The organism is Pseudomonas oryzihabitans NBRC 102199 (genome assembly GCF_000730625.1).
GTDB lineage: Bacteria > Pseudomonadota > Gammaproteobacteria > Pseudomonadales > Pseudomonadaceae > Chryseomonas > Chryseomonas oryzihabitans.
Window position 1 is genome coordinate 128,797 of the sequence record NZ_BBIT01000002.1, and the last position, 17,558, is coordinate 146,354.

A 17,558-nucleotide genomic window follows, 5' to 3' on the forward strand; every position below is an offset into this window, starting at 1 on the left:
AAGCTGCCGTCCTGATGCGTCGGGTGGGGGCCCGGCGCGTTGGAGCAGTCGGGCGGCGACGCGGATCAAGCGCGTCGCCGCCCGAGGTCGGCGCGCGGATGCAGGTCCGGTCGCCAATTGGCGAGAGGCCGGCCTCGGTATTCATGTGGGATCGACAGAGCACGCGGCGAGAGATGGCAGAGACGTTGAACGAAGAGGCGGTACTGACCCCGGTGGTGCTGGGGTTCGGCGACCAGGGTGTGAATCGCGCCTTGCTGTTTCCCGATTTCCAGGCGCTCTGGCAGGGCGACCAGACGCTGCTCGACTGCGCCGGACGGCGCCATCGCTTCGTCTATCTGCTGCTGGACGACCACCGCCGGGTCAAGGCCGCGGTGTTTTTCCTGCTGGCCTTCGATGCCCAGGGCAGTCCGCTGCCGGAGTGGGACCTGCCGCTTACGGAGCTGGCCGAGCGCGGCGATGTCGGTCCCGACCTGGGCGCCGGGCCGATTCGCCTGGCCAGTCGCAGCCACTGTCCGATTTCCTGGCACCAGGGCGATCTCTGGGATCCGCGCAGCGAGGCCGAGCATGACGACTGGCAGGCGATCCGCGACTGCCTGGGTCTGGTCGCGCCGCGCGATGGCGAGGTGGAGCTGGCCGGCGAATACCACCCCAGCGCCGCCGACGGCATCGATGTCGAGGCCCGTCTCGAACGGGTGCGCCGCATCCTCGCCCAGGAACACCAGGAGGCACTGGACAAGCTGATTGCCGGCCAGCGCACCCGGCTGCTGACCCTGACCCGCCAGCACCAGGAAGACCTGGCCCGCCTGCAGCGCGACGCCGACGAAGTCCGCGCCGCCAAGGCCGAGCTGGAGGTGCGCTACGCCGCCCTGGCCCAGCACCTGGAGCAACAGCACGACCTGGCCCGGCAGGAGCGCGAAGAACTCAACGAACAGATGCGCACCCTGGAGCGCAACGCCCTCTACAAGATCGAGGCGCTGCGCATCCAGTCCGAAGCCGAAAGCGAAGCCCGGGTGGCCGCCGCGGTGGGCGAGCTGAAGAATCAGCTGACCATCCGCGAGGTGGAACTCAAGTACCGCGACGAGCTGGACGGCCAGTTGCAGGAAGACATCCGCCAGCTGCGCGAGCGCTGCGCTCAGCTGATCGGCGACAGCAACGAAGGCCAGCTGGAGCGCCTGGCGCGCCAGGGCATCCTGTTCGTCACCTTCCAGCCGGGGGCGGGGCATCTGATCCTCAGCCGCCAGGACGTGCCGCGGTTCAGCGCCGATCCCCTGGGTTATGTCGCCGAGCACTGCAAGGTCAGCCGCGAGCAATACCAGCGCTGGCTGGAACATCACCAGCAGCCGGTGTGCCAGGCCGAGGTGGAGGGCGAGCGCTGCGGGCAGCCGGTGGTGCGGGTCGAGCATCCCGCCCAGTTCGATCCGCTGCGCTCGACGCTGTGCGCCGAGCACCGCGGCGATGACAGCGATGGCGACGTCGCCAATCTCTGAATCCCCGGCGGATGACATCTCTCCCACCCGCCGCGCTGCAGGAGGTGCAGCTCGCCGCCCTGGCGCCGCGCGACCTGCGCCTGGCGGTGCTGCGCCTGGATCAGCGCCCGGCCGCGCATAACGGCAACAAGGGCTACAAGCTGCGGCCCTGGCGCGAACGCCTGGCCCGGGGCGAGGGCCGTGGGCTCATCAGTCTCGGCGGTGCCCACTCCAATCATCTGCATGCGCTGGCCGCCCTGGGTCGGGAAGACGGCTTCGCCACTGTCGGCCTGCTGCGCGGCGAGCCCTGTCTGACGCCCACCGTCCAGGATCTGCAGGCCCAGGGCATGACCCTGCACTGGCTCGGCTATGGCGGCTATCGCCGTCGCCATGACGCCGACTTCTGGCAGCCCTGGCAGGCGCGCTATCCCGGGTTGCTGCCCATTCCCGAGGGGGGCTGCGACGAGCAGGCCGCCGCGGCCTGCGCGGCCATCGTCACGGAGTTGCGCCAGGGCCTCGCCGCCCTGGACTGGCCCGATTGCCAGCAAGTCTGGCTGGCCGCCGGCACCGGCACCACCCTGGCCGGGGTGATCCGCGCCGCCGATCCCGCCTGGCAGGTGGTGGGCGGCCTGGCGGTGCCATCCGGGCACGGCGTCGAAGCCAACCTCGACCGGTTGCTCGCCCAGCACATGGCCCCGAACTGGCGCCTGCTGGACGCCAGCCGCGGTGGCTTCGGCCGCCTCGATGCCGAACTGGCCCGGGCCATGGCGGAGTTCGAGGCGCAGACCGGGATTGCCCTGGAGCCGCTCTATACCGGCAAGCTCTGGCTGGCCCTGCGCCAGGCAATCGAGGGCGGCGCGCTGGCCCCGGGCAGTCGCCTGGTGCTGATCCACAGCGGGGGCCTCCAGGGCCGCCGCGCGCTGGAGCCTCAGCTGGCGAAGTGGGTCGGCGGCTGAAGCGGCCAACCCCCAGGCACCAGGAACAGCCGGGCATCCTCGTCGCCGCGTGCATCGCGCCGCACCAGCAATTGCGGCCAGATCGGCTCGCCGTCCGGCAGCGGCAGGCAGGGCGTGTCGGCCACTGCGGGTGCCAGCCAGTGGCCCTTGGGCAGCACCTCCCAGGGACCCTCCGGCAGTTGCCCGCGCGCGCACCACAGCTGGGGTTGTCGGGATGGCAGGGCGTCCGCCGGCCAGGGCAGGGGGCGATCGAGCGGCTGGAACAGATAGCCGCCCAACCACAGCGCCGCCCGCGGCGGGGCGATGTCCAGCGCCGCCAGGCTGGCCCGGGCCAGGGGCGTGGCCGACAGCGGCAACTGGCGCTGGCGCAGATGGGCGAGCTTGCGCGCCAGCTGGTCTTCGCCGCCGGGGCCCAGCCAGCGGGGCGCGTCCGCCGGGCCTTCGCCCAGGTAGAACTTCACCGCCAGTTCCAGGTGATGGACCCCCTCAGCGTCTTCCACCAGCAGGTCCAGTTCACCCAGGGTACGGTCACCGTCGCGCAAGGGCAGGTTGGCCGCCCGCAACCTCAGCCCCGGCGCGCGCTCCAGGGCGAATTGCCAGAGTCTTTCGTACTGGCGCCCCAGGCGGCGATCGCTGCCCTGGGCGAGCCAGGTCGCCAGGGCCGCGGGGGCCGCGTCCTGTTGCCGCAGCCAGTCGGCCAGACGTTCGGGGTGGGTCGCCCAGTCGCTGGCGGCCAGCGGATGACGGGTGTCGGCGGCTGCCAGCAAGGGCGGCGCGACCAGGGTCCAGGCGAGATCGCGCACCTGGGGCTGGCTCAGGCGGCGGGGCAGGGCGTGCAGCTCGGCGAAGGGCGTCATGGTGCCAGCATAGGCCAAGCCGGGCCGCTGCGGATCACCGGCGGCGACCCGTGGTCGGATGAGGGCGGTTTGCCGCTGCCAAGGGCTTTCGCCCATACTTTCCGCACTTTCCAGCCAACGGGGCCGCCGGCGCGTCATGGACTCCTTTCGTAACATCGGCATCATCGGTCGACTCGGCAGCACCCAGGTGCTGGACACCATCCGCCGGCTCAAGACCTTTCTGCTGCAACGCGGGCGCAACGTCATCCTGGAAAACACCATCGCCGAGGTGCTGCCCGGACACGGCCTGCAGACGGTGTCGCGCAAGCTCATGGGCGAGATCTGCGACCTGGTGATCGTGGTCGGTGGCGACGGCAGCCTGCTCGGCGCCGCCCGCGCCCTGGTGCGCCCGCGGGTTCCGGTGCTGGGGATCAACCGCGGCAAGCTGGGTTTTCTCACCGACATCCGCCCCGACGAGCTGGAGACCAAGGTCGCCGAGGTGCTCGACGGCCAGTACCTGATGGAGACGCGCTTCCTGCTGGATGCCTTCGTCGAACGCGGCGGCGAGATGATCGGCCAGGGCGATGCCCTCAACGACGTGGTGCTGCACCCGGGCAAATCCACCCGGATGATCGAATTTGAGTTGTACATCGACGGCCAGTTCGTCTGCAGCCAGCGCGCCGACGGCCTGATCGTCGCCACCCCCACCGGTTCCACCGCCTACTCGCTGTCGGCGGGCGGTCCCATCATGCATCCCAAGCTGGATGCCATTGTGGTGGTGCCCATGTATCCCCACACCCTGTCCAGCCGGCCCATCGTGGTCTCCGGCGACAGCACCCTGTCGATCCTGGTGTCGCCGAACATGACGATCTATCCGCAGGTCTCATGTGATGGCCAGAATCATTTCACCTGCGCACCCGGCGATACCGTGACCATTCAGAAGAAGCCCCACAAGCTCAGGCTGATCCACCCGCTGGATCACAACTACTACGAGATCTGCCGGACCAAGCTCGGCTGGGGCAGTCGCCTGGGAGACGATTGATGCCCCGCGGCTACGATCTGATCGGCGACATCCACGGCTGCGCCCATACCCTGGACCTGCTGCTGGAGCGCCTCGACTATCAACAGGTGGACGGCGTCTGGCAGCATCCCGAACGCCAGGCGATCTTTCTCGGCGATCTGGTCGATCGCGGCCCGCGCATTCGCGGCGCCCTGCGTCGGGTGCGCGCCATGGTCGAGGGTGGCCATGCCCACTGCATCCTTGGCAATCACGAACTCAATGCCCTGGCCTGGCACACCCCGGCGCTCCCCGGCACCGGCCAGACCTGGGTGCGCGAACACACCCCCCGTCATCGCCAGCTGATCCAGGAGACCCTGGCCGCCTTCGCCGATCATCCCGGCGAGTGGCAGGACCACCTGGACTGGCTCTACACCCTGCCGCTGTGCAGGGACTTCGGTCACTTCCGCATCGTGCATGCCTGCTGGGATCAGCGGCTGATCGACGAACTCCTCCACCACTATCCGGACGCCTGCATCGACGAGGACTTCGTCCGCCAGTCCATCGTCGGTGGCAGCCTCGCCAGCCGGGTCGCCTCACGCCTGCTCAACGGCGTCTCGCTGCCCTTGCCCCACGGCCTGCGCCTCACCGGCAGCGACGGCTACGTGCGGGCGCGCTTTCGCACCAAGTTCTGGGAGAGCGATCCCCAAACCTATGGCGACGTGGTCTTCCAGCCGGATGCGCTGCCGGCGGAAATCGCCTGCGAACCCCTGAGCGACGAGGAAAAGGCCGGGCTGCTCTGCTATGGCGAAGAGGAGCCGATGCTGTTCGTCGGTCACTACTGGCGCGATGGCCATCCCGAACCCCTGCGGCCCAACCTGGCCTGCCTGGACTACAGCGCGGTCAAGTACGGCAAGCTGGTGGCCTACCGCCTCGACGACGAACGCCAGATCGATCCGGCCAAGTTCGTCTGGATCGACGTCCAGCGCGAGGAGGGGCGATGAACCAGCCGCAACCCGTGCTGCGCGTGCCCCTGGGCCGTGACCTGCTGGGCTTCACCCGCCTGCTGCGGCGCCTGCAGATCCGCCACCGGGTGGTGGAAGAGGGCGACAGCCAGGTGCTCTGGGTGCTGGATCCGGCGCGGGTCGAAGAGACCCGCAGCCTCTATGAGCGCTATCCCGATGGCGATCCGCGTGGCGAGGTCCAGACCGCCCGCGGACCCCGCGACTTCGGCCTGCTGGCGCAACTCAAGGCCAGTCCGGTCAGCGCCGTCTTTCTTGCCATCACCCTGCTGCTGGGCCTGGCCACCGAACTGGGCGACAACCTGGCGCTGATCCACTACCTGACGCTGCAGGAATTCCGCCTGATCGACGCCGAGCACATCGCCTTCCTCGAACTCGACGCCAGCCTGGCCCGTGGCGAATGGTGGCGGCTGGTCACTCCGATCTTCCTGCACTTCGGTCTGCTGCACCTGGCGATGAACGCCCTCTGGTACTGGGAGCTGGGTCGGCGCATCGAATTCCGCCAGGGCGGCCTGATGCTGCTGCTCCTGACCCTGGTGTTCGCCGCCGGCTCCAACCTGGTGCAGTACGCCTGGACCGGACCGGCCCTGTTCGGCGGCCTGTCCGGGGTGCTCTATGGCCTGCTCGGCCACTGCTGGCTGTTCCAGTGGCTGGCGCCCAATCCGGCCTATCGCATGCCGCGCGGCGTGGTGGCCATGATGCTGATCTGGCTGGTGATCTGCCTGACCGGCGTCTTCGACCTGCTCGGTTTCGGCTCCATCGCCAATGGCGCCCATGTCGGCGGCCTGGTGCTGGGTTGCCTTACCGGCCTGCTGGGCGGTGGCCTGGCACGCCTGCGGCAGCGCTAGCTAGCGCCGCCGCTTGAGCTGGGGCGAGAGGCTCAGGGCATTGCGATAGCGCCAGCGCCGCTGGCTGCGGCGGCGCAACCAGAGCCCGACCAGCAACAGCAGCGCGCCGCCACCCAGGAAGCCCTGGGCGGTCTCGCGGGCCAGGGACAGATAGGGCGCCAACTGCGGCAGCTGCAGCAGCGCGGCACCGCCCGCCAGCAGCGCGGCCAAACCCGTCAGCACCGAGAGGGTGCTGAGGCCGGCGGCGAGGGAGGTTAGAAAGGGCCGCCGCAGGCGCAGCGGCGGCGGATCGAAACGGTCTTGCTCGGGCAACTGCATGCTCATACCCCAGGCGCTGTAAGGCCGCCGAGGTTATACGCCTCGGCGGTCCTTGGCGAGCCTGAGAGGCGCGGGCTAGCGCAGCAGCTGTCGGGCCCCCTGCTTGAGCATGTCCCAGCGATTCGGATCACCACTGGCGATGGCGCCGAGGAAGGCCCGCGCCTGCTCGAAGCTGATGTGCGGCGGCAACGGCGGCACGCTGGGGTCGGTGACGAACTCCAGCACCACCGGGCGATCCGCTTCGAAGGCCTGCTGCCAGGCATCGGCCACCTCGTCCGGACGATGGATGCGCAGGCCCTTGAAGCCGAGCAATTCGCCATAACGGGCATAGGGGAAGTCCAGCACGTCCTGGGCCGGGGCGAACTTGGGATCACCGGCCAGGGCGCGTTGCTCCCAGGTCACCTGGTTGAGATCGCCGTTGTTGAGCACCATGACGATAAAGGTCGGGTTACTGAATCTTTTCCAGTACTGCTGCAGGGTGACCAGTTCGGCATTGCCGTTCATCTGCATGGCGCCGTCGCCCACCAGGGCGATCACCGGACGATCCGGATGGGCGAACTTGGCCGCGATCGCATAGGGAATGCCACAGCCCATGGTCGCCAGCTTGCCCGACAGCGACCCCAGCATCTGCCCGCTCATGCGGATGTCGCGGGCATACCAGTTGGTGTGGGAGCCGCTGTCGCCGCAGAGGATGGCGTCACGCGGCAGTTGCTGGGACAGCTCATGGAACACTCGCTGCGGATTGATCGGGTCGGCGGGCGCCAGGGCGCGCTGCTCGATGGAGTGCCAGGAGTCGACCACGCTCTTCTCGATGCGCGCGCGCCATTTATCGTGGGGCTTGCTCTGCAGCAGCGGCAGCAGGCGCCTCAGGGTCTCGGCGGCATCGCCCAGCAGCGGCTGCTCGATGGGATACCTCATGCTGATGTTGCGCGCATGCAGGTCGATCTGCACCGCCCGCGCCTGGCCTTCCTTGGGCAGGAATTCGGTATAGGGAAAGGTCGAGCCGACGATCAGCAGGGTGTCACATTCCTTCATCAGCAGATCGCTGGCCTCGGTGCCGAGCAGGCCAATGGAACCGGTGACATAGGGCAGTTCGTCGGAGACAACACCCTTGCCCAGCAGCGCCTTGGCCACCCCGGCGCTGAGCTTCTCGGCCACCGCCATCACCTCGCTGCGCGCCTGCAGGGCACCGGCGCCCACCAGCAGGGCCACCTTCTTGCCGGCATTGAGGATGTCGGCGGCGGCCTGCAGGTCGTCTTCCTGGGCATAGGGCCGTGGCGGGATGGCACCGGCCCCGGAAAGGACATTGGCGTGCTGGTGCGGCGGGCTTTCCACCGCCGGCAATTGCTGGATGTCGTTGGGAATGATCACCGTGGCCACCTGGCGCTCGGCGATGGCCACGCGAAAGGCGCGGTCGACGACATGGCGCAGTTGCGCCGGATGCACCACCGTCTCCACGTAGGCGGAAACGTCCTTGAACAGGGTGTGCAGGTCGACTTCCTGCTGGTAGTCGCTGCCGAGCGACGAGGCGGCCTGCTGGCCGACCAGGGCGACCACCGGCACATGGTCCATCTTGGCATCGTACAGGCCGTTGAGCAGGTGGATGGCCCCGGGCCCGGAAGTGGCCAGGCAGACGCCCACCTCGCCGGTGAACTTGGCATGGGCGCAGGCCATGAAGGCGGCCATCTCCTCGTGGCGCACCCGCACATAGTCGAACTGCTCGGCCACCCGCCCCAGGGCACCCATGATGCCGTTGATGCCATCGCCGGGATAACCGAAGACGCGCTCGACGTTCCACTGCCCGAGGCGCTCCCAGAGATGGTCGGCTACGGTCTTGCTCATGACGTTCTCCTAACTGGACCTTTAGGCTTTGTCCGAAAAGTGCCTGCGCTCGGCCATGCTGCGTTAAAAAACCGTTCGGAATGCTCATTTACCACTCGTAAACTCCGCTTCCTCACGGATTTTTGCCTTGCCTGACCTTCGCTCGGCGACTTTTCAAACAAGCCTAGGTTAGGAAGAAGGGGTCCGGCGTTAAGTTCCTGCAGCCGGACCGGGCGCGGGTTAGAATGCGCGGCTGATCATCCGGAGCCTTTCATGAGCGAATCCCGCCTGCGCACCTTGCGCGACCACATCCGCTGGGCCGTCAGCCGCTTCCATGCCGAAGAGCTGTTCTTCGGCCATGGCCACGACAACGCCTGGGACGAGGCCCGCGCCCTGGTGCTGGGCGCCGTGCACCTGCCCTGGGACACCGCCGACCGCTACCTGGACTGCGCCCTGGAAGACGACGAGCGCTACGAACTCGGGGTGCTCTTGCACAGGCGCATCCAGGAGCGCGTGCCCACCGCCTATCTGCTCGGCGAAGCCTGGTTCTGTGGTCTGCCGTTCACCGTCGACGAGCGGGTGCTGGTGCCGCGTTCGCCCATCGGCGAGCTGATCGAAGCGCACTTCGCCCCTTGGCTGCCGGCCACGCCGGCGCGCATCCTCGATCTCTGCACCGGCTCGGGCTGCATCGGCATCGCCTGCGCCTATGCCTTCCCCGAGGCCGAGGTGGCCCTGGGCGATCTGTCCTACGACGCCCTGGAAGTGGCCTGGCAGAACATCGAGCGCCACGGCCTGGAGGAGCGCGTCTATACCGTCCAGGGCGACGGCTTCGCCGGCCTGCCGGGGCAGCGCTTCGACCTGATCGTCAGCAATCCGCCCTACGTGGATGCCGAGGACTTCGCCGACATGCCGGCCGAGTACCAGCACGAACCGGCCCTGGGCCTGGCCTGTGGTGACGACGGCCTGGATCTGGTGCGACGGATGCTGGCCGAAGCGGCCGATCACCTCACCGAGCAGGGCATCCTGGTCGTGGAGGTGGGCAACAGCCAGGTCCACGTCGAGGCGCTCTATCCGGAAGTCGATTTCACCTGGCTCGAATTCGAGCGCGGCGGCCATGGCGTCTTCTTGCTCGCCGCCGCCCAGTGCCGCGAGCACCAGGCGCTGTTCCGCAGCCGTCTGGTCCCCTGATCACCTGCGGTCGCCGGTGGCGGCCGCCTTTCATTACCGAGGTCTACCCCGTGTTTACCGAACTCGCTCTGCACGAGCGCCTGCTCAAGGCCCTCGACACCCTGGGCTTCAAGACGCCCACCCCGGTCCAGGCCGCCGCCGTGGGTCCGGCCCTGGAGGGCCATGATCTGCGCGTCACCGCCCGTACCGGCAGCGGCAAGACCGCGGCCTTCCTGCTGCCGCTGCTGGATCGCCTGCTCAAGGATCCCAAGCCGCGTTCCGGCGCCCGCGCCCTGATCCTGCTGCCGACCCGCGAGCTGGCCCAGCAGACCGCCAAGGAAATCGAACGCTTCGGCCAGTTCACCTTTCTCAAGGCCGGCCTGGTGATCGGCGGCGAGGACTTCCGCGTTCAGGCCGCCGGCCTGCGCAAGAATCCGGAGATCCTGGTGGCCACCCCCGGTCGCCTGCTGGAGCAGCGCAACGCCGGCAACGTGGATCTCAGGGACATCGAGATGCTGGTGCTGGACGAAGCCGACCGCATGCTCGACATGGGCTTCTCCGAGGACGTGCTGCAGATCGCCACCAGTTGCGAGCGCGAAGGCCGCCAGACCCTGCTGTTCTCCGCCACCAGCGGGGGCAACAGCCTGCGTCAGGTGGTCGAGCAGGTCCTGCGCGAGCCGCAGAATCTCATGCTGGACCGCACCGGCGAGCTCAACGAAGCCGTGGTGCAGCAGGTGATCCTGGCCGACGAGCCGCCGCACAAGGAGCGCCTGCTGCAGTGGCTGCTGGCCAACGAGACCTATCGCAAGGCCATCGTCTTCACCAACACCAAGGTGCAGGCCGATCGCCTGACCGGCCGCCTGGTGGCCGAGGGCCTCAAGGTCTTCGTGCTGCACGGCGACAAGGACACCAAGGACCGCAAGCTGGCCGTGGAGCGGCTGCAGAGCGGCGCGGTCAAGGTCCTGATCGCCACCGACGTGGCCGCCCGCGGCCTGGACGTGGACGGCCTGGACCTGGTGATCAACTACGACCTGCCACGCAGTGGCGACGAATACGTCCACCGCATCGGCCGCACCGGGCGCGCCGGCGAGGCCGGTCTGGCGATTTCCTTCGTCACCCATGGCGACTGGAATCTGATGTCCAGCATCGAGCGCTATCTCAAGCTGAGATTCGAGCGTCGTCACCTGCCGGGTCTCAAGGCCAGCTACAGCGGTCCGAAAAAGCTCAAGGCCTCGGGCAAGGCCGCGGGTGTGAAGAAGAAAAAGACCGAGGGCAAGAAGGACGGCAAGGCCAAGAGCAAGGCCAAACCCAAGTCCGAACGCCGTCCCGGCGCCCTGGTGCCAACGTCGGCCGACGGCTTCGCGCCGCCGCGCAAGCGCACCCAGGAGTGATCTTGCGGCGGGCCTGAGGCGCCAACCCGCGGCTAGACCGCGGGGCAGGGCGCCTCAGTGCTTGGCGGCGTTGTCGAACAGCTGGAAGACCGGCGCACGCCGCGTAGGGCGTCGTTGCAGATCCGGTTGCTGGATCAGCAACCAGGCCTGCAATTCCGGTTCGGGCATGGGCTTGCCGATCCAGAAGCCCTGGCCTTCGTCGCAGCCCATGGCCAGCAGGCTGGCCAGGGCCTCGGCGGTCTCGATACCCTCGGCGGTGATGCGAAAGCCCAGTTGATGGGACAGTTCGATCAGCGAGCTGACGATCAGCCGGTCCTTGGTGCGGTGGGTCAGTTCGCGGACGAAGCTGCGGTCGATCTTGATGGTGTCGGCCGGCAACTCACGCAGGTGCGAGAGGTTGTTGTAGCCGGTCCCGAAGTCGTCGATGGCGATGCCGATGCCCAGCTCGCGCAGGGCGGCCAGCTGCCGATGGATCAGCGCCACGTCACCCAGCAGGGCATTCTCGGTGACCTCCAGCTCCAGGCGCCGGGGGTCGACCGGATAGCGCTGCAGCAGGTCGGTGGTGTGCTCGGTGAAGTCCGGATCGTTCAGGTCATGGGCGGAGATGTTGATCGCCACCCCCAGGCCCCGGCCCTCGCGTTGCCAGGCATAAGCCTGGCTGATGGCCTGCTGCATGACCCAGCGACTCAGCGCGGTGATCAGCGCGGTCTTTTCCGCCAGCGGAATGAATTCCGCCGGACTGACCGGGCCCAGGTGCGGATGCTGCCAGCGCAACAGCGCCTCGACGCTGTGGCAGCGACCGGTGGCCAGATCGATGCGCGGCTGATAGACCAGGCTCAACTGGTCCTCGGCGCGCAGTGCCTGGGGCAGGGCGCTGAGCAGGGCGAAGGCGCGGCGGTAGGCGGCGTCATGCTGCGGATCGAAATACCGGCAGCCGCGCATTTCGGCGCGGGCATCGTCGGCTGTGGCGATCAGGGCACGCAGCCAGTCGGTGGGATGGTCGTCGGTCAGGGACATCACCCCCAGACCCAGCCGGGTCTGGATGGGAATGCCATTGTAGTCGAGCACCCCGGTCAATTCCTGCTGCAGGCGCTCGAGCAGCGCCCGCTGCGCGGCCTCGTCGGCGTCGTGCAGCAGAAAGCCGAAGCGGGCCGGTCCGAGGCGATACAGCGGTTGTTCAGCCGGTAGCAGGCGGCGCAGGTGCTGCTTGATGGCCCGTTGCAGGCCATCGAAATGCGCCTGGCCCATGGCCTTGATGAAGTCGTTGAGATAGCTCTGGGCGAACAGATCGGCCGCCACCGCCACCACCGAGGTACCGGCCCGGGCCAGGGCTTCGGCATCCTCGCTGAAGCGCTGACCATTGGGCAGCTGGGTGACCGGATCCCAGAAGGCTTCGGTGCGCAGCAATTCGATGTGCTGGCTGGCCAGGGCCGCCAGTTGCTGCAGCGCCACCAGCCGATCCTGGGGTAGGGCGGCGCGGGGAGCGGCATCGAACAGGCAGAGACTGCCGAGCATCAGCCCTTCGGCGGTGCGCAGCGGCGCGCCCAGGTAATAGCGGATGTTCGGTGCACCCCTCACCACCTGGAGGTCGGCGAAGCGGGCATCGTTGCGGGCGTCTTCCACCTGCAGCGGCAAATTGGTTTCCTGCAGGTGCTGGCAGAACGACTGGGTGCGCGGAACGGTGAAAGGCGCGCAGCCTACGGTGGCTCGACAATGGACCTGCTGGCCGTCAAGAAAGCAGATCATTGCATAGGGCACATCGAACAACCGGGCGCAGAGATCGGTGAGATCCTGGAAGGCACGGTCGGCAGGGCGGTCGATCAGGGCAAGATCGCGCAGCAGTGCAAGACGCTGGCGTTCGTTGGCCGCAGTGAGTGGAGCGGGCTCCATAGCAACGTCTCGGTGCGCTGTAGTAGCAGATTGCTACTTAGAGCGTGATCGGGTCGAGAGTTCCCTCTCTACCCGCCTCACAGTCTACCGGTTGTCATTTATCTGTCGAAAGGATCAGGCCGCGAAGTAGAACACGGCGAACAGCCCCTCGGGGTCGGTCCACACCCGCACCTGTCTGAAACCGGCGTCTTCGGCCAATGCACGAAAGCTCGCCAGGCTGTACTTGTAGGAATTCTCGGTATGCAGCCGCTCGCCTTCGCGGAAGGTGAAGCGGCGGCCTTCGAGACGTACCGTCTGGTCGCGGGTACTGACCAGGTGCATCTCGATACGCGCCTGTTCTTCGTTGAAGAAGGCCAGGTGGCGGAAGCGCTGCGGATCCAGATCGGTGTCCAGCTCGCGGCGGATGCGTTCGAGCAGGTTGAGATTGAAGTCGGCGGTCACTCCCGCGGCATCGTTGTAGGCCGCATCCAGCCGCGCCCTGTCCTTGATCAGGTCCACCCCGATCAGCAGGCCCCCGGTCGCCGGCAGCATCCGGTGCAGATTGCGCAGGAAAACGCCGGCTTCTTCCGGGGTAAAGTTGCCGATGCTCGAACCGGGAAAGAAGGCGATGGGGCGCAGGCCGTCGAGACTGTCGGGCAGGGTCATGGGCCGGCTGAAGTCGGCGCAGGCGGCGCTGACGTCCAGCCAGGGATAGTCGGCCGCCAGACGCTGGGTGCTGCTGAGCAGGAATTCCCGGGAGATGTCGATGCCCAGGTAGCCGGCCGGGTGCATGGCTTCCAGCAGCAGTCTCACCTTGCGACTGGCGCCGCTGCCCAGTTCGACCAGGGCGGCGTCGCGCCCCGCCAGGCGGGCGATCTCACCGGCCGCCGCGGCCAGGATGCCCTCTTCGGTGCGGGTGGGGTAGTACTCGGGCTGCCGGGTGATGGCCTCGAACAGCTCCGAACCGCGCTGATCGTAGAAGTACTTGGGCGACAGCGCCTTGGGGGTCTGGGCGAAGCCCTGGAGCACATCGTCCCGCAGCGAGCTGTCGGCGACGGTCACCGGTTGCTGATCGAAGAAGCGCACGGCTAGGGCCATGGGTCAGACCTCTCTGGCCAGGCGCAGGCCCGAGAACTGCCAGCGCATGGTGGGATAGAAGAAGTTGCGGTAGGTGGCACGCACATGGTCCTGGGGCGTGGCGCAGCAGCCCCCGCGCAGGACCATCTGGCCGGACATGAACTTGCCGTTGTATTCGCCCAGACTGCCCGGCAGTGGCTTGAAGCCGGGGTAGGGGCGGAAGGCACTGCCGGTCCACTCCCAGACGTCGCCGAACAGCTGGCGCATGCCCTGGTCCGCATTGGCGACCGGTTGCAGGTGATCCTGGTCGACGAAGTTGCCCTGGATCGGCTGGCGCGCCGCCACGGTTTCCCATTCCGCCTCGGTGGGCAGCCGGGCACCGGCCCAGCTGGCGTAGGCATCGGCTTCATAGAAGCTCAGGTGGCAGACTGGTGCGGTTGGATCCACCGGGGTCAGGCCGCCCAGGGTGAAGTGGTGCCAGACGCCATCGAGCTTCTGCCAGTACAGCGGCGCCTGCCAGCCAAGGGTGCGGATGGCCGCGGCGCCGTCGGACAGCCAGAGATCGCTGCGGCCGTAGCCGTTGTCTTCGATGAAGGCCAGGTATTCGCCATTGGTGATCAGCCGATCGGCCAGCTGGAAGTCATCGACGAATTGCCGATGCACCGGCGTCTCGCAATCGAAGGCGAAGCCGTCGCCGCCATGGCCGACATGCCGGACGCCGCCCGGATGGGCTTCCCAGCCCAGGGGCGCGACCGCGGCCTTGGGGCCCTTGGCCAGGTCGGCGCGATAGACCGGATGCAGGGGGTTCTGCGCCAGGATGTGCTTGATGTCCATGAGCAGCAATTCCTGGTGCTGCTGCTCGTGGTGCAGACCGAGTTCCAGGCGCCGGGCGATCTCGGCGGCATGTTCGGCCGGCGGCGCGCTGAGCAACTCGGCCATGGCCGTGTCCACCGCCGCGCGAAAGCGATAGACGTCGTCCACGCCCGGCCGCGACAGGTGCCCGCGGGCCGCCCGCGGAAAGGGCTTGCCGTGGGTCTCGTAATAGGAGTTGAACAGGTAGTCGTAGGCCGGATTGGGCGTCTGGTAACCCTTGAGGAAGGGCTTGAGGATAAAGGCCTCGAAGAACCAGGTGACGTGGGCCAGGTGCCATTTCGGCGGACTGACGTCGGCCATGCTCTGGATGACGTAATCCTCGACGGTGAGCGGGGCGCAGAGCGCCTCGCTGGCCCTGCGCACACGCTGGAAGCGCTCGAGCAGGGTGGTGGCGGTGTCACTCGCTGCGGGCAGCTCGCGGGCGAGAGGATTCATGGCGTTCTCCCTGGTCGGCCTTTTGGTTGTCAGGAAACCGACCGGGCGGCATAAGTTTAGTTCGCCCGGTTATGACGGGCGGTCTCGCTTGCCCCTGTCTACCACCAGGTTTCCAGCTGCACGCCGAAGTTGTTGCCGTGACGGGCATCGCCGAAGGCGCCGCTGTCGGACAGCGCCGTACCGGCCACGGCAGCATCCTGGGCACCGCGGTTCCAGCTGGCGTAGGTCCAGTAGAGGCGGATCTCCGGCCGGTCCATCAGCCCCATGCCGCCCAGCGCCAGGGTCGGCGCCACGGTGACCTTGTTCAGCTTGCGGGTGGCGCCGCTGTCGGGATGGATCTGGTCATGGCCGAACTCCACCTGCAATTTGAACAGACGGGTGAAGGCATAGCTGGGCCGCACGCCGAAGGAGTACCAGGTCTGGCCGCCATCGCCGGGGGCGCGGTCGCGCTGATAGAGCGCCAGCAACTGGCCGCCGAAGCGCGGGGTGAGCTGCCAGCGCGGCGATTCGAGCACGCGCAGGCTCTCGTAATCCCTATCGGCGGTCAGGCTGCCGGTCGCGCCCAGGCCGGTGCCTGGCCCGCGACCGTATTGCACGGTGAAGACGTTGACCCCGCCAAAGAATTGCGCCTGTTTGTGCTCGGCGGTGGCCGACCAGCCGCTGTGGGCATTCTGTACCTGACCGGCGCGCTGGATGTAGGACAGCCCCAGTTCGATCTCGCCACCGGGATTGGTCTTGATGCCGCCCAGGTTCAGGTCGTGGCGGTTGGCCTTGTCCGGCTGGTCGATGTTGTCTTCGCGACTGAAGGCGTAGCTCAGCCGCAGGCCGCTGTCGCCCAGGCCGTAGTCCTCCACGCCGAAACCGGTGCCGCTCGGATTCCAGTAGTAGAAGTCGTTGATATGGATGTCGTGACGCTTGTAGTAGCGACGCCCGGCCCAGAGACCACCGCCATTGAGCGCCGGCAGGCTGAGACTGGTCCAGATCTGCGGCAGGCGCACGTTGCCGTTGTCGCCGCTGAAGGTGGGGGTCTGGTCATAGACGTTGTAGAGGCTGGCCATGCCGTGCACCTTGAGTTCGGTGCCATCGACGCCCTTGTACAGGGTCTGGTGCACTTCGAGTTCCCAGTAGGTCTCGCATTCGTTACCCAGACGGTACTTGGCGGGTGCGCTGGGCAGCTGGAAGCAGCTCTGCTTGCCGCCTTCGGCGGAGCCGCCGACACCCACTCGCCCGTAGCCGCTGAATTCCAGCGCCGTGGCGGTCAGCGGCAGGCTGCCGGCAAGGAAGGCAAGACAGCAGGTGGTGCCGGCCTGGCGGAGAACTCTGGTCATCCCGAAAATCCCTGTGTGGTTGGCGGACGCCGATCGGACCTGGGCCCGGCTCGACAAGTTGCGCGAATTTCCCAACCGATCAAGGACTTGGCTTGGTTCGGAGGCACGGATCAAGACTGCCGAAAGCGGCAGCCTAAAGAGAATGGTTGACGACCGTGGCTCCTGCTGGCGACGCTTGGGTTTTGCCTCAGGGAAAGTATTACAAAATGAAACCGACGCTTCTGATGGCCCCGCAATTGCCCCAGGGACTGGTGACCCAGCTCGAAGCCCACTACCGGGTCCTGGGGCCCTTTCCTTCGGCCGATCCCGCGGCGCTGCCCGCGGGAGCTGAGGAGGCCGTGGCGCTGCTGACCATCGGCGGCCTTCCGACCCGCGCCGCGCTGCTGGATGCCCTGCCGGCGCTGCGGCTGGTGGCCTGCTACGGCACCGGCTACGAAGGCGTGGAACTGGACGCCTGCCGCGCGCGCGGTATCGCCGTGACCACGGCGGGTGATGCCAATGCCACCGCCGTCGCCGAATTTGCCTTTGGCCTGATCCTGGCCAGCGCGCGCCGCCTGCTGCAGGGCGATGCCTTCGTCCGCAGCGGCCGCTGGCAGGGCAACGCCGTCGAGCGCATGCCCCAGGTCCCGGGCCTGGCTGGGCGGCGCCTGGGCATCTATGGCCTGGGCGAGATCGGTCGGCGCATCGCCCGGCGTGGCGCGGCCTTCGACATGGAGATCGGCTACTTCAATCGCTCGAGGCGGGAAGGGCTGGACTACACCTACCATGGCAGCCTGCTGGAACTGGCGCGCTGGAGCGACGTGCTGGTGGTGGCGGTCCGCGCCAGCGCCGAGACCGTGGGGGCGGTGGATGCCGAGGTTCTGGTCGCGCTCGGCGCCGAGGGCCATCTGGTCAATATCTCTCGCGGCAGCGTGGTCGACGAGGATGCCCTGGCCGACGCCCTGGAGCAGGGGGTGATCGCCGGCGCCGGGCTGGATGTCTTCGCCCGCGAACCCGAGGTGCCCGAGCGCCTGCGCCAGCAGCCCAACCTGGTGCTCAGTCCCCATGTCGCGGCCAATGCGGCCTCGGCCCAGCAGGCCCAGCAAGAGGTGATGCTGGCGAATATCCAGGCCATGCTGCAGGGGGGCGAATTGCGCAATCGCATCGCCTGAGCC

The 17,558-nt window shown here is 67.7% G+C and carries 15 protein-coding genes; 8 read left to right on the forward strand and 7 right to left on the reverse strand.

From position 1 onward, the window contains the following. Nucleotides 1-173 precede the first annotated feature (173 nt). Nucleotides 174-1,487 (forward strand): chromosome partitioning protein ParA, encoded by a 1,314-nt coding sequence (locus POR01S_RS02090; RefSeq protein WP_169742404.1) that lies wholly within the window; start codon nucleotides 174-176, stop codon nucleotides 1,485-1,487. A gap of 11 nt (nucleotides 1,488-1,498) precedes the next feature. Then, nucleotides 1,499-2,422 carry a 1-aminocyclopropane-1-carboxylate deaminase/D-cysteine desulfhydrase gene (locus POR01S_RS02095; protein WP_081875151.1) on the forward strand — a complete coding sequence of 308 codons (924 nt, stop codon included), beginning with the start codon at nucleotides 1,499-1,501 and terminating at the stop codon, nucleotides 2,420-2,422. Here POR01S_RS02095 and POR01S_RS02100 read toward each other — a convergent pair. After that, nucleotides 2,395-3,375 carry a DUF1853 family protein gene (locus POR01S_RS02100; RefSeq protein WP_081347899.1) on the reverse strand — a complete coding sequence of 327 codons (981 nt, stop codon included), beginning with the start codon at nucleotides 3,373-3,375 and terminating at the stop codon, nucleotides 2,395-2,397. The two genes, POR01S_RS02095 and POR01S_RS02100, sit on opposite strands and share 28 nt — an antisense overlap. A gap of 40 nt (nucleotides 3,376-3,415) precedes the next feature. Here POR01S_RS02100 and POR01S_RS02105 point away from each other — a divergent pair, with 40 nt between their 5' ends. Genes POR01S_RS02105 through POR01S_RS02115 form a run of 3 tightly spaced genes read left to right on the forward strand, consistent with a single transcriptional unit; the run spans nucleotide 3,416 to nucleotide 6,125 of the window. Continuing rightward, complete coding sequence (locus POR01S_RS02105; protein ID WP_007158929.1) at nucleotides 3,416-4,300, forward strand: NAD(+) kinase; 885 nt, start codon at nucleotides 3,416-3,418, stop codon at nucleotides 4,298-4,300. After that, nucleotides 4,300-5,259: a metallophosphoesterase gene (locus tag POR01S_RS02110; RefSeq protein WP_042133425.1), complete on the forward strand. Its 960-nt coding sequence runs from the start codon at nucleotides 4,300-4,302 to the stop codon at nucleotides 5,257-5,259. The genes POR01S_RS02105 and POR01S_RS02110 overlap by 1 nt, the downstream gene beginning before the upstream one ends. Next, nucleotides 5,256-6,125 carry a rhomboid family intramembrane serine protease gene (locus tag POR01S_RS02115; protein ID WP_042133428.1) on the forward strand — a complete coding sequence of 290 codons (870 nt, stop codon included), beginning with the start codon at nucleotides 5,256-5,258 and terminating at the stop codon, nucleotides 6,123-6,125. The genes POR01S_RS02110 and POR01S_RS02115 overlap by 4 nt, the downstream gene beginning before the upstream one ends. Here POR01S_RS02115 and POR01S_RS02120 read toward each other — a convergent pair whose 3' ends face one another. Next, nucleotides 6,126-6,443, reverse strand: a complete 318-nt coding sequence (locus POR01S_RS02120) for a hypothetical protein (RefSeq protein ID WP_255211785.1) — start codon at nucleotides 6,441-6,443, stop codon at nucleotides 6,126-6,128. Between the two features lie 75 nt (nucleotides 6,444-6,518). After that, nucleotides 6,519-8,285 carry a thiamine pyrophosphate-requiring protein gene (locus POR01S_RS02125; protein WP_042133431.1) on the reverse strand — a complete coding sequence of 589 codons (1,767 nt, stop codon included), beginning with the start codon at nucleotides 8,283-8,285 and terminating at the stop codon, nucleotides 6,519-6,521. A gap of 252 nt (nucleotides 8,286-8,537) precedes the next feature. Between POR01S_RS02125 and prmB the strand changes: the two genes are divergently transcribed. Both prmB and POR01S_RS02135 read left to right on the forward strand, forming a co-directional pair. Further along, the gene (prmB, locus tag POR01S_RS02130; RefSeq protein ID WP_042133433.1) at nucleotides 8,538-9,452 is read left to right on the forward strand and encodes a 50S ribosomal protein L3 N(5)-glutamine methyltransferase; all 915 of its coding nucleotides are present in this window, start codon (nucleotides 8,538-8,540) and stop codon (nucleotides 9,450-9,452) included. A gap of 50 nt (nucleotides 9,453-9,502) precedes the next feature. Next, nucleotides 9,503-10,822, forward strand: a complete 1,320-nt coding sequence (locus POR01S_RS02135) for a DEAD/DEAH box helicase (RefSeq protein ID WP_042133437.1) — start codon at nucleotides 9,503-9,505, stop codon at nucleotides 10,820-10,822. A 54-nt stretch (nucleotides 10,823-10,876) separates the two neighbouring features. On the opposite strand, the gene POR01S_RS02140 is transcribed toward POR01S_RS02135, so the two are convergent. From POR01S_RS02140 to POR01S_RS02155, 4 genes are all read right to left on the reverse strand, one after another. Beyond that, the gene (locus POR01S_RS02140) at nucleotides 10,877-12,712 is read right to left on the reverse strand and encodes a putative bifunctional diguanylate cyclase/phosphodiesterase (RefSeq protein WP_042133440.1); all 1,836 of its coding nucleotides are present in this window, start codon (nucleotides 12,710-12,712) and stop codon (nucleotides 10,877-10,879) included. Nucleotides 12,713-12,826: 114 nt separating this feature from the next. Continuing rightward, the gene (gene egtD, locus POR01S_RS02145) at nucleotides 12,827-13,789 is read right to left on the reverse strand and encodes an L-histidine N(alpha)-methyltransferase (protein ID WP_027599816.1); all 963 of its coding nucleotides are present in this window, start codon (nucleotides 13,787-13,789) and stop codon (nucleotides 12,827-12,829) included. Between the two features lie 3 nt (nucleotides 13,790-13,792). Further along, nucleotides 13,793-15,076, reverse strand: a complete 1,284-nt coding sequence (gene egtB / locus POR01S_RS02150) for an ergothioneine biosynthesis protein EgtB (RefSeq protein ID WP_042133447.1) — start codon at nucleotides 15,074-15,076, stop codon at nucleotides 13,793-13,795. Between the two features lie 98 nt (nucleotides 15,077-15,174). Then, complete coding sequence (locus POR01S_RS02155; RefSeq protein WP_042133449.1) at nucleotides 15,175-16,404, reverse strand: maltoporin; 1,230 nt, start codon at nucleotides 16,402-16,404, stop codon at nucleotides 15,175-15,177. Nucleotides 16,405-16,610: 206 nt separating this feature from the next. On the opposite strand from POR01S_RS02155, the gene POR01S_RS02160 reads away from it, so the two are divergent. Next, a complete protein-coding gene (locus POR01S_RS02160; RefSeq protein WP_042133451.1) occupies nucleotides 16,611-17,555 on the forward strand; it encodes a 2-hydroxyacid dehydrogenase in 945 nt (314 codons plus the stop codon). The last annotated feature ends 3 nt before the right edge of the window (nucleotides 17,556-17,558 follow it).